Raw genomic sequence first — 11019 nt, 5'->3', positions numbered from 1 at the left:
TCATCCCGGAACCCCCGCCCCCCGGCACCCCGCCCCCCGGGGGGGGCTTGCCGGCGCCCCGGACCGCCCACCCCCCCCGCGCGTCACGTCCGCGCGGGGGTTCTCGCCTTCCCGGAGCATCCGAGCCGTACCTACGCGGCCACGGCGACCGCCTCCCGCCGTGCGGCCACGGACGTGTAGTGCGAGGCGTCGCCCTCGATCGAGCGGCTCTCCGTGCCGTCGATGCCCACCGGCACGTCACCGGCGACGGTCACCCGGTGCAGCCGGCGCGGCAGACCGTCGTAGTTGTCGATGGCGTAGTGCTGCGTGATGCGGTTGTCGAAGACGACGAGCTGATTCTCCGACCAGCGGTGGCGCAGCACGTTCTCCGGCCGGGTCACGTACGACTGCAGCAGGTCGAGCAGCTTGCGGGACTCGCCCAGCGACAGGCCCACGATCCGCTGCGCGAACCCGCCGATGAACAGCCCGCGTTCACGGGTCAGCGGATGGACGCGCACGACCGGATGGGCCGTGCGGTATTTGATCGAGGTGAACCGGGCGCGCTGCTCGGCCTTCTCCGCGTCGATCTCCTCGTCGGGCACCGCGTAGTCGTAGTCGTTGGTGTGCTCGGCCCACAGCCCGTCGGCCAGCCGCCGCAGCGGCTCGGGCAGGTCCCGGTAGGCCGCCGCCGAGTTGGCGATCAGGGTCTCGCCGCCGTACGGCGGGACGGTGATGCTGCGCAGGGTCGTGGCCTGCGGCGGGTTGAGGACGAACGTGACATCGGTGTGCCAGTGGTTGGCGCGCCCCCGCTCACTGTCCACGGGCAGGACGCTCGCGGCACCCTCGACGGCGGCCACCGTCGGGTGGGCCGTGGTGATGTCACCGAAGTGGCGGACGAAGGCCTGGTGGGACTCGTCGTCGAGGTGCACGTCGTTGAGGACGAGCGCCTTGTGCACGTTGAGGGCCTCCCGGAGAGCCGCGACCGTCTCCTCGTCGAGGGGCTTGGAGATGTCGACGCCCAGGACGCGGGCACCGATACGGGCGGTGACCTTCTGGATCTCGATGGTCATGACGTGCTTCCTTTCACGGGCCGGGCTTCGGGATCAGACGAGGGCGGGTGCGGACGCGTGGACGTGCTGGTTGGCGGGGCGCGGCAGGCCGTAGCGGTCCCGCAGGGTGCGGCGCGGGCCGTACTGGGTGCGCAGCAGACCGCGGGCGCGCAGGATCGGGACGACGTGGTCGACGAAGGCGTCGAGGCCGGACGGCAGGACCGCCGGCATGATGTTGAAGCCGTCGGCGGCACCCCGCGTGAACCAGGCCTCGATCTTGTCGGCGACCTGCTCGGGCGTCCCGGCGAAGGTGAGGTGCCCACGCCCGCCGCCCAGCCGCCCGATCAGCTCCCGCACGGTGAGCCGGTCGCGCCGGGCCAGCTCGACGACGAGCGTGTAGCGGCTCTTGGCGCCCTCGATCGAACTCTCGGGAGGGAGATCGGCGGGCAGCCGGCCATCCAGGTCCAGTGACCCGGCGGGCAGTTGCAGCAGCCGCTCCAGGTTGCCCACGCCGTGCGTGTACACGATGTGGTCCTCCAGGACCCGCTCGGCCGCCCTCGCCTCGGCCTCCGTCGACCCGAGGACCGGGACGATCCCGGGCAGCACCTTGATGTGCTCGGGGTCCCGGCCGGCCGCCGCCGTACGGGACTTGAGGTCGGCGTAGAAGGCCTGCGCGTCCTCGATCGTCTGCTGCGCGGTGAACACGGCCTCCGCGTACCGGGCCGCGAACGCCTTGCCGTCCTCGCTCGACCCCGCCTGCACGAGCAGCGGGTAACCCTGCGGCGAGCGCGGCACGTTGAGCGCGCCCTCCACGCTGAAGTACGTCCCCCGGTGCCGGGGCGGATGGATCTTGGTGTCGTCGGCCCAGACCCCGGACTCCTTGTCGGCGACGATCGCGTCGTCCTCCCAGCTGTCCCAGAGCTTCAGGGCCACGTCGAGGAACTCGGAGGCCCGCGCGTACCGCTGGGCGTGTGCGGGCTCGGCGTCAAGACCGAAGTTGCGGGCGGCCTCCGCGCCGGCGGTGGTGACGATGTTCCAGCCGGCCCGGCCGCCGCTGAGGATGTCGAGCGAGGCGAACTTGCGGGCCAGGTTGTAGGGGGAGTTGTAGGAGGTGGAGGCGGTCGCGATCAGACCGATGTGCTCGGTGGCCGTCGCCAGCGCGGTCAGCAGGGTGAGCGGTTCCAGGGCGCCCGCCGGACGCTGGCCCACGCTGCCCCACAGCTGCGGCCCGTCGGCCAGGAAGAGCGAGTCGAACGTGCCCCGCTCCGCGATCCGGGCCAGCCGCACATAGTGGTCCAGCTCGACGTGCGCGTACGGGTCGGACTCCGGCAGGCGCCACGACGCCTCGTGGTGGCCGGTGTTCATCAGGAACGCGTTGAGGTGGAGCTGTCGTGCGGGCACGTGTCTGTTCTCCCGGGTCACTGGTGGTCCTCTTTCACGCCGAGCGCGGCCAGCAGCCGTTCGCGGTAGTCGCCCAGCAGGGGGTCCCGGTACGAGCGGGGGTGCGGGCGGTCGATGGTCAGGTCGAGGCCGATGCGGCCCTCTTCGAGCACGAGGACCCGGTCGGCGAGCACGATCGCCTCGTCGACGTCGTGGGTGACGAGCAGGACGGAGGGCCTGTGGCGCTCCCACAGCTGCCTGAGCAGGGTGTGCATCCGGATCCGGGTGAGCGCGTCCAGGGCGCCGAACGGCTCGTCGGCCAGCAGGAGTTCGGGGTCGCGGACCAGGGAGCGGGCCAGTGCGGCGCGCTGGGCCTCGCCGCCGGACAGCTCGTTCGGCCAGGCCCGCTCGCGGCCCTTCAGGCCCACCTCGGCGAGCGCCTCGCGGCCCCGGTCGGCGGCCTCCTTGCCTTCGGTGCCGAGCAGTACGTTGTCGAGCACCCGGCGCCAGGGCAGCAGCCGGGAGTCCTGGAAGACGACGGACACCCGGGTGGGCGCGGTGAGCTGCCCGCTGCCCACCACCTCGTGGTCGAGGCCGGCGACGGCCCGCAGCAGCGTGCTCTTGCCGGAGCCGCTGTGTCCGAGCAGGGCCACGAACTGCCCGGCGGGGATGTCGAGGTCGATGCCGTCGAGGACCTTCCGTCCGTCGAAGGACCGGGTGAGGTCCCTCAGCCGTACGGTGGGCCGGGCGGCTGTGGCTGTGGTGGCTGCGGCCGTGGCCGGGGCCGTGCTCGCGGCCGTCGGCGCCTCGTGGTCGGCCGGCGGCTCGGGGGTGACCGGCCGTCCGGTGGTCGTCAGCTGCTCAGCGTGCGTCGCCATGACAGCACCCTCCGTTCGATGAGACGGACCGCGCTGTCGGAGACCAGGCCGAAGATCCCGTAGACGACCAGGCCGACGAGGATCACGTCGCTCTGGCCGTAGTTCTGGGCCTGGAACATCATGTAGCCGAGTCCGTTGGTGGCGTTGATCTGCTCCAGCACGACCAGGCCCAGCCAGGAGCCGGTCACCCCGAGCCGCAGGCCCACGAAGAAGCCGGGCAGCGCGCCGGGGATGACGATCTGCCGGACGAACCGGAACCGCGACAGGCCCTGGACCTCGGCGAGTTCGACGAAACGGCTGTCGATCCCGGCCAGCGCGGCATGGGTGTTGAGGTAGATCGGGATGTAGACGACGATGGCGATGATCGCGATCTTGAAGGTCTCGCCGATGCCGAGCCACAGGATGAACAGGGGGATCAGACCCAGCGTCGGGATCGCCCGGTTGAGCTGCACGGTCCCGTCGATCAGGGCCTCGCCGACCCGGCTGAGCCCGGCGGCCAGGGCGAGCGCGACACCGGCGGTCAGCCCGATCACGAAGCCGGTTCCGGCTCGCTGCAACGAGGTCAGGATGTCCGTCGTCAGCGTTCCGTCGGTCCACAGGTGTACGCCCGTCTCCAGCACCGTCCAGGGCGCCGGGACCGCTGCCGGATCGAGCTGCCCGGCGGCGGAGGCCAGAGCCCACAGGGCGAGGAACAGTACCGGCCCGACGAGGCGGGAGGCGGGCAGCCGTTTGCCGGGGGAGAGGCGCCGGCGCCTGCGGACCTGGGAGGTCCGCTCGGTGGCGAGGGGGGCGGCCCCGGCGGTGGTGGCGGGGACGGTCGTGGGGCCCCGCCCGGTGGTCGTCGTGGTGCCCGTCGCCGTCGGGGCACCCGTGGTCACGGCGCTCACTTCCGGTACTCCGCGGGCACGGCCTTCGCCGCGATCTGCTCGAACCGCCGGTCGAAGAGGGAGGTGACGTCGAACTTCTTCACGAAGCCGCCCTCCGCCAGCAGATCCGCGGTCTCCTGCTCCCACTTGATGGACTCGTCCCAACTCGGCGGGAACAGCGGCTTGTTGGCGAGTTCGGTGATCGACTCCGCCTGGGGGAGCGTCAGGTTCTGGGTCTTCACGTAGAACTCCTTGTTCCAGATGTCCGGGTTCTCGTACTGCCAGACCGCGCCCTTCGCCCAGTACGGGATGTACGCGGCGACGGCGGCCACCTTCGCGGAGTCGCCCAGCACGGAGGCCGGCGCCCACAGCAGGTTGAGCAGGTCCACCACATCCGTGGGGATGGTGCGGGCGCCCTTGGCCTTGTACTGCTGCAGATAGGCGGGCGCCTGCTGGTTCGCGAGCGGGGCGACGTCCACCTGGCCCGACTGCAGGGCCGTCAGGAACTGGTTGCTGGTGAGCGGCACGAGTTCCGCGTCGTCGTACGCGAGCCCCGCCTCCTTCAGCGCCCGCAGCAGGACGACGCCCTGCGCCTGCCCCTGCGAGAAGGCGAGCCTCTTGCCCCGGAAGTCCTTCACCGAGGCGATGTCGCTGCCGGGCTTGGTGGCGAAGAGATAGTTCGGCTTCCGGGTGACGTTGATCGCGACGATCTTCGCGTCGTATCCCTGGTAATGCGCCTGGATCGGCGGAATTCCCGCGTTGTTGGCGACGTCCAGCGAACCGGCGCGAAAGGCGTTGATGACATCGGGTCCGGCGCCGATGTTCGCCCAACTGCTCACCTTGAAAGGCAGATCGTCGAGTTTCGCGAGCTTGAGCTGCAATTCCTGCTGGCTCTGGAAGGAGGCGATCTTCAGGCTCGTACCCGAGGGCACCTTGGTGGGCAGCGGCGCGTCGGCGGCCGTCCGGGCGGTCGCCGCGCTGCTGTCGGCGCACCCACTGAGCCCGGCCGCCGCGGCCGTGACGCCGAGGAGGGAGGTGAGGAAGAGTCGCCGGTCGAAACCGGGCGCGGCGGAAGTGGACATGGGAGGACCCCCAGGGGAAACGGTGGGAAAGGGTGGGAAGCGGTGGGAAGGCGCACGCAATCGCGCACCGGCGCCGCACGGAGCCGCACACGGAACCGCGTACGGCTCAGCGCACGAATCGCGCAGGGGTGGAATCCGCGGAGGCGGACGGAAGGAGAGCTGCGGAAGACGAATTCACGCAGGAGGAAGTGCCGCGTCGGTCGGAGCGCGAAGGGCACTCCGGAACGTCAACGTGTCAGCAACAGAGGGTGCGACAACTCGTGAGCAGCATGAATACGATGTTCCCGGTCTTCGGTATTGCCTGTCAACATTCGGAGTTTCTGAATTAACCGGTCTGGGCGGAAGCGCGGTCGAGACGGGCGAGAGCCCCCAACGGGTCCCGGTAGAGCACGTCCAGGGCCACCGCCCCGCCCGCCGTGGCCAGCACGGAGTCGGGGAAGCTCGTGGGCCCGACGGCAGCCGCCCGGTCCGGTCCGACGGCCTCGCGCAACGCCGCGAGACAGTCCTCCCGGCCGATGATCCCGAGCTCGGTGACGACCACGGTCTCCGGGTTCAGCACGTCGAGCAAGAACTCCACCGCCCGCCCCACCAGCCGCGCCCGCTCCACCAGCAACCCCGCGGCCACCGTGTCGCCGTCCGTCGCCGCCGCCAGCACCCGCATCGGGTTCGCGCCGTCGATGACCCCGGCCGCCCGCGCCCGCCGGCACAGGGTCAGTTCGCTCAACTCGGCCTGGAGGCAGCCGGTCCGCCCGCACGCGCAGGCCTCGGTGCCGCCGGGCAGGGGCAGATGGGCGATCGCCCCGGCCTGCGAGCGGGGGCCGTGGTGCACCTCGTCGTTGGTCGCGAACGCCGCGTCGACCATGTTGCCGACGAACAGATGCAGCACGCTCCGGCTGCCCCGCGCCCGCCCGAACAGCTGCTCGGCGCCCACCAACGCCCGTGCGTGCCCGTCCACATGGACCGGCAGCCCCGTCCGGGCACCGAGGATCTCCCGCACCGGCACCTCGCGCCAGCCCAGCAGCGGATGCTCGACGACCGTCCCGCTCTCCCGGTCCACCCAGCCGCCGGCCGCGAAGCCGACGGCCAGGGGCCTGCAGCCCGGCGACGCGTCCAGCAGGGCGCGGAGTTCGTCGGCGGCCCGCGCCAGGACCGGGGCGGGATCGGTGGAGTCGTGCTTCAACCGCCGCTCCTCGACGACCCGTCCGCGCAGATCGAGCAGCGCCACGGTCGTGTACGGCACGGCCACATGCACCCCGCCCACCAGGAACCGCGAGTCGTCCAGGTCGAGAGGCACGTGCGGGCGCCCGGTCCCCTTGGTCCGCCGGGGCGGTTCGGCCTCGCGGATGAGACCGAGCCCCGCGAACCGGGCGCAGTAGTCGGTCACCGAGGCGGGGGAGAGGCCCGTCACCCGGGCGATGTTGCTGCGCGCCACGGGCCCGTGCTCCAGCACGGACCGCAGCACCACGCTGGCACTCGTCCGCCGCCGGTCACTGTCCGCGACACGCGGCACAGGAGAGGAGGCGAACGAGGGAGAGGGAGGAGAAGAAGCGAGAGAGGGAGAGGGAGCGGGAGCGTACAGGGTGGGTGCTGCCGCGGCTTGGGGCATGACGATCATCCTCGGGAACGGGTCCGACACTGCGCCGTCTCGAAGGGCGAGGCATGCCGGAGCCGCCTCACCCGGGACGGCGACAGGTGGCCGTGCCCACGCGTCGCAGGTCGACGTAGCGACGCGACGAGAAGTACCGGGCCTGAGCAACCATGCGCTCGAAGCTAGCAAAACGGCCCACCGCTGCCCAGACGGCGACCGACGGGCGAGACGGCAGCTGTCCATGCCGACGACTCGATTGGTGAAACCCTACAGAACCCACGAGGGCGCTTCTGGGTGTCCCGAACCACCTCACCTCAGTGACCGGTGTCACGCCGTATCAGGTGTAACACGCATCCTTTGTTCGAAGCACACCAAGGGCTTGTTCCCCCCTTTGTCGAGACATGACGGTGCCCGGGGCACGGGCCCGGGGATAGCGTCACCGTGTCCCCGCCGTCTTCACCCGCCGGAGTGAGCCCGCACATGAGCACCGCCGCCACGTCAGCCCGCCCCGGCGAGGTCCTCGCCGACCTCCTGCCCGTCTCCGGCGCCCGCGTCCGCGACCTCGCGCTCGTGGTCGGCGGCGCCGCGCTCACCGGGCTCGCCGCGCAGATCGCCGTGCCCGTGCCGGGCTCCCCGGTGCCGGTCACCGGCCAGACCTTCGCCGCCCTGCTCGTCGGCACCACCCTGGGCGCGAGCCGCGGTGTCGCCTCGCTGAGCCTGTACGCGCTGGTCGGTCTGGCCGGTGTGCCGTGGTTCGCGAACGGCACCTCCGGTGTCGGCGTCTCCTTCGGCTACATCCTCGGCATGATCCTGGCCGTCGCCGCCGTGGGCGCTCTGGCCCGACGTGGCGGCGACCGTTCGACAGCGCGCATGGCGGGCACGATGCTCGTCGGCGAGGCGATCATCTACGCCGTGGGCGTCCCGTACCTCGCCGCCACCGCCGACATCAGCCTCTCCTCCGCCGTCGCGCTCGGCCTCACACCGTTCCTGATCGGCGACGCCATCAAGGTCGTCCTGGCCATGGGACTGCTGCCGACGGCCTGGAAGCTGCTGAGGAAGTGAAGCGGCGGCTCGGCCCCGCCGAGCGGGCGCCGCGCCGGACGTAGCGCCCTTCGCCCAGAGGTTCGCCGGGTCGGCCGTTCCGACCGCACCCCGGCGAGCCTCTTCCGCGTCACGGCCACGCACCGGGCGGGCGAGCGAGTGGGGGCGGGGCTTCGCGAGCGCCCCGCCCGGCCCCTCCCGAGGTCTCGCCGCAGTGTCGGTCTCCTCCTCGGCGGGTCAGGACTCCTGACGGGCCCTCCGCTGGTTCCACCACAGGCCCGCCGCACCGGCCGAGATGAGCGCGGCGCCGACCACGCCGAGCGGCAGGACGCGATCGGCCGGACCGGTCCGGGGCAGCTCGTCCGGCTTGCCGTCCTTCCCGTCACGGTCACCGCCACCGCCCCCGTCGTCACCGCCGCCCGGGGTGACCGGGCTGTTGTCGGTGCCGAGGAGCAGCGGTGTGGCGGGCTCGTTGGGTGCCTGGTTGGTCGCGCCGAACGGCACCGGACCCTGCTGCCAGAACGTCTTCGAACCGTCGGCGTTCTGGACCGGAAGGCAGATCTTTCCCTTCTTGCTCAGGTCGTACGTGGCGTCGATCGCGTACGTCTTCGACTTTCCGGCCGCGAGATCGTCGATCGCGCACGCGAAACCGCTGTTCGCGCCGTCGGGAAGATCTCCCTCCGGAATGGCCGAACACCCCTCGACGTTCTTGACCGTCAGGCCGTCGAAACCGACCACGAGCAATCGGATTTCGCCGCTGGCCTTGCTGCCCTCGTTCTTCACGACGCCGGTGATATTCGTTTCCTTCGACTTGTTGTCGACTTTGATCTCCTTGGACAGCAGCGTCGAGAGCTTCACTCCGGCCGGTACCGCGTCCACGGTCTTTCCGCCGTGCTTGCTCAATCCCCCCTCGTCGTCCGCCGACGCCGCGAAGCCGAGGATCATCACCGACGTGAACGATACGGTGAGCAGCGATCCGGCGATGACAGTCCTACGATGAGAACTCATGTTCCATCCCCCTTGCGTCCCCCTGACCGTGCCTGAATTCACGGCCTCTGAAGAGGTACCACAAGATTTCTCGGCACTATGCTGGTGCGGCACGAAGTGTGACCAATGCGCGACCTTTTGTTTTTTCTGTGGCAAGTGAGGTCACTTGTTGAAGGGGGGCACGGGGGTGCCGGAAATAACACGGGGCGGTGTTCCGGGTCTTGTGGTGGCCGACCGATATCGCCTGGTCGAAAGCATCGGTCAAGGTGGAATGGGCCGGGTCTGGCGGGCCACCGACGACATCCTCGACCGGCAGGTCGCCGTCAAGGAAATGCGGATCGACGGTCTCGACCCGGAGGACAGCCGCACCCGGCGCGAGCGAACCCTGCGGGAGGCCCGCGCCACGGCCCGTATCGACCACCCCCACGTCGTACGCGTCTACGACGTCGTCGACGCGGGCGACCGGCTCTGGATCGTCATGGAACTGGTCGACGGCCGCTCCCTGGAGCAACTCGTGGCGCGGGACGGCCCCCTCGACGTACGGGCCACCGCCCGGATCGGCCTCCAACTCGTCGACGCGCTGGGCCAGGTGCACGCCCAGGGCGTCCTGCACCGCGACATCAAGCCGGCCAACGTCCTCGTCAAACGCGCAGGCGCCCATCACGCCGTCCTCACCGACTTCGGCATCGCCGCCATCCAGAACGCCGAAGCCCTCACCATGGCCGGCATGCTCGTCGGCTCCCCCGACTACATGGCCCCCGAGCGGATCTCCGGCCGTCCGCAGGGGCCGCCCTCCGACCTGTGGTCCCTCGGCGCCACCCTCTGCGCGGCGCTCGGCGGCCGCTCCCCCTTCTCCCGCGCCACCACCCTCGCCACCCTGCACGCCGTCCTCTACGAGGAGCCGGAACTCCCCACGGCCGCGGGCCCCCTCCACGACCTCCTCGCCGCCCTCCTCAAGAAGGAACCGGAGTCCCGTCCCGGCGTGCACGAACTCACCGAGACACTCCGCCACATCGCCACGGACCCGCCCACGACCACCCCGACGGTGAAGCCGGGGCCCTCGGACGCGGAGGAGCCGGAAGCCGCCCCCACGCACCCCGCGGCGAAGCCCGCGGCGCCCGCACCCACCGCCCGCCCCACCCCGGTACACCCGACGCCGACCGTACGGAACGGACCCGCCCCCGAGCCCGCACCGCACCCGCGCACACACCCCGACCCGCGACAACCGACCCCGCCCGCACCGGACCCGTACGCGGCCCCCACTCCCACCCCCACCCCCACTCTCCAACCCGACCGACCCACCACCCCCGTCCTCAACCGCACCCCCTCCCCGCCCCCCAGCGGGTCCTCCGAGGCCCCGCCCGTGCCATCAAGCCGCACGAGGCACACGGAACCCGCAGAGCCCGCAGAGCCCGCAGAACCCGCAGAACCCGCAGAACCCGCTGAGCCCACTGAGTCCGCAGGACGCGCAGACCTCACGGAACCCTCCACCCCCACAGCACCCCCGGCCCCCCGGCCGAAGCACCGCCGCCCAGCCCTCATCGCGGCCACGGCCCTCGCCGTGGCCGCCGCCGTAGCCGCGGTCGTCGTACCGGCGCTGAACGGCTCGCGCGACGAAAGGACCGCCAAGCCGTCGTCCTCGGCCTTCCACTCCCACGAGACCCCCACCGGCACCCCCACCCCCACCGTCGCCGGCACCTCCCGCCCGCCCCGACTGCCGCCCGGCGCCCGTACGGAGGCCGGAGTGTTCGCCTGGGTGCCGCCGGACGGCTTCTCGCGGGAGGTGCACGCCGGGGCCGAGGTGCACTACACATCGCCCGACGCCCGGCAGGAGATCGTCGGCAAGGCCTCCCTCGCGCGCGGCGACCTCATGGAGCAGTGGCGGAAGAAGGAGAGGAGCACCGGCGAGGGGCCGGGATACACCCGGATCCGTCTGGAGGAGACCGAGTTCCGGGGCGAGCCCGCCGTCGTGTGGGAGTACACCGTGACCGCCCAGGAACTGCCCTGGCACGTCCGGTCCCTCGGCTTCAACACCGGCGGCAAGTCGTACCAGCTGACCACCTGGTACCACCCCGACATCGAGGACCGCGCCCTCCCGGTCTACGAGAAGGTCGAGAAGACCTTCACCCCTCTATAGGGCCCCGGACGACTCCGTAGGCCCCCGGACGA

General features: G+C 71.3%; 9 protein-coding genes. 2 read left to right on the top strand and 7 right to left on the bottom strand.

The window, feature by feature from the left end:
- Window positions 1-131 precede the first annotated feature (131 nt).
- From ACWCRJ_RS34740 to ACWCRJ_RS34715, 6 genes are all read right to left on the bottom strand, one after another.
- Window positions 132-1049 (bottom strand): TauD/TfdA dioxygenase family protein, encoded by a 918-nt coding sequence (locus ACWCRJ_RS34740; protein WP_450943008.1) that lies wholly within the window; start codon window positions 1047-1049, stop codon window positions 132-134.
- Between the two features lie 33 nt (window positions 1050-1082).
- Window positions 1083-2429: an LLM class flavin-dependent oxidoreductase gene (locus ACWCRJ_RS34735; RefSeq protein WP_450943007.1), complete on the bottom strand. Its 1347-nt coding sequence runs from the start codon at window positions 2427-2429 to the stop codon at window positions 1083-1085.
- Between the two features lie 17 nt (window positions 2430-2446).
- The gene (locus ACWCRJ_RS34730) at window positions 2447-3286 is read right to left on the bottom strand and encodes an ABC transporter ATP-binding protein (RefSeq protein ID WP_450943006.1); all 840 of its coding nucleotides are present in this window, start codon (window positions 3284-3286) and stop codon (window positions 2447-2449) included.
- Window positions 3262-4173, bottom strand: coding sequence for an ABC transporter permease (locus ACWCRJ_RS34725; RefSeq protein ID WP_450943005.1), 912 nt, complete (start codon window positions 4171-4173; stop codon window positions 3262-3264). Before ACWCRJ_RS34725 ends, ACWCRJ_RS34730 begins: the two co-directional genes overlap by 25 nt.
- A complete protein-coding gene (locus tag ACWCRJ_RS34720) occupies window positions 4170-5234 on the bottom strand; it encodes an ABC transporter substrate-binding protein (protein WP_450943004.1) in 1065 nt (354 codons plus the stop codon). The genes ACWCRJ_RS34725 and ACWCRJ_RS34720 overlap by 4 nt, the downstream gene beginning before the upstream one ends.
- 325 nt (window positions 5235-5559) lie before the next feature.
- Window positions 5560-6840: an ROK family protein gene (locus tag ACWCRJ_RS34715; RefSeq protein WP_450943003.1), complete on the bottom strand. Its 1281-nt coding sequence runs from the start codon at window positions 6838-6840 to the stop codon at window positions 5560-5562.
- A gap of 462 nt (window positions 6841-7302) precedes the next feature.
- Between ACWCRJ_RS34715 and ACWCRJ_RS34710 the strand changes: the two genes are divergently transcribed.
- The gene (locus tag ACWCRJ_RS34710) at window positions 7303-7884 is read left to right on the top strand and encodes a biotin transporter BioY (protein WP_450943002.1); all 582 of its coding nucleotides are present in this window, start codon (window positions 7303-7305) and stop codon (window positions 7882-7884) included.
- A gap of 216 nt (window positions 7885-8100) precedes the next feature.
- Here ACWCRJ_RS34710 and ACWCRJ_RS34705 read toward each other — a convergent pair whose 3' ends face one another.
- Complete coding sequence (locus ACWCRJ_RS34705; protein WP_450943001.1) at window positions 8101-8871, bottom strand: cell wall protein; 771 nt, start codon at window positions 8869-8871, stop codon at window positions 8101-8103.
- 250 nt (window positions 8872-9121) lie between these two features.
- Here ACWCRJ_RS34705 and ACWCRJ_RS34700 point away from each other — a divergent pair, with 250 nt between their 5' ends.
- Window positions 9122-10987, top strand: coding sequence for a serine/threonine-protein kinase (locus tag ACWCRJ_RS34700; RefSeq protein WP_450943000.1), 1866 nt, complete (start codon window positions 9122-9124; stop codon window positions 10985-10987).
- Window positions 10988-11019 lie beyond the last annotated feature (32 nt).

Source organism: Streptomyces sp. NPDC002324 (assembly GCF_053593335.1).
Note: the sequence above shows the minus strand (reverse complement) of the source record. Positions and strands in the feature narration are given on the sequence as shown.

Coding starts and splice junctions, on each gene's coding strand:
- ACWCRJ_RS34710 (WP_450943002.1), top strand. CDS start 7,303: ATGAGCACCGCCGCCACGTCAGCCCGCCCCGGCGAGGTCCTCGCCGAC.
- ACWCRJ_RS34740 (WP_450943008.1), bottom strand. CDS start 1,049: ATGACCATCGAGATCCAGAAGGTCACCGCCCGTATCGGTGCCCGCGTC.
- ACWCRJ_RS34730 (WP_450943006.1), bottom strand. CDS start 3,286: ATGGCGACGCACGCTGAGCAGCTGACGACCACCGGACGGCCGGTCACC.
- ACWCRJ_RS34705 (WP_450943001.1), bottom strand. CDS start 8,871: ATGAGTTCTCATCGTAGGACTGTCATCGCCGGATCGCTGCTCACCGTA.
- ACWCRJ_RS34720 (WP_450943004.1), bottom strand. CDS start 5,234: ATGTCCACTTCCGCCGCGCCCGGTTTCGACCGGCGACTCTTCCTCACC.
- ACWCRJ_RS34700 (WP_450943000.1), top strand. CDS start 9,122: ATGGGCCGGGTCTGGCGGGCCACCGACGACATCCTCGACCGGCAGGTC.
- ACWCRJ_RS34715 (WP_450943003.1), bottom strand. CDS start 6,840: ATGCCCCAAGCCGCGGCAGCACCCACCCTGTACGCTCCCGCTCCCTCT.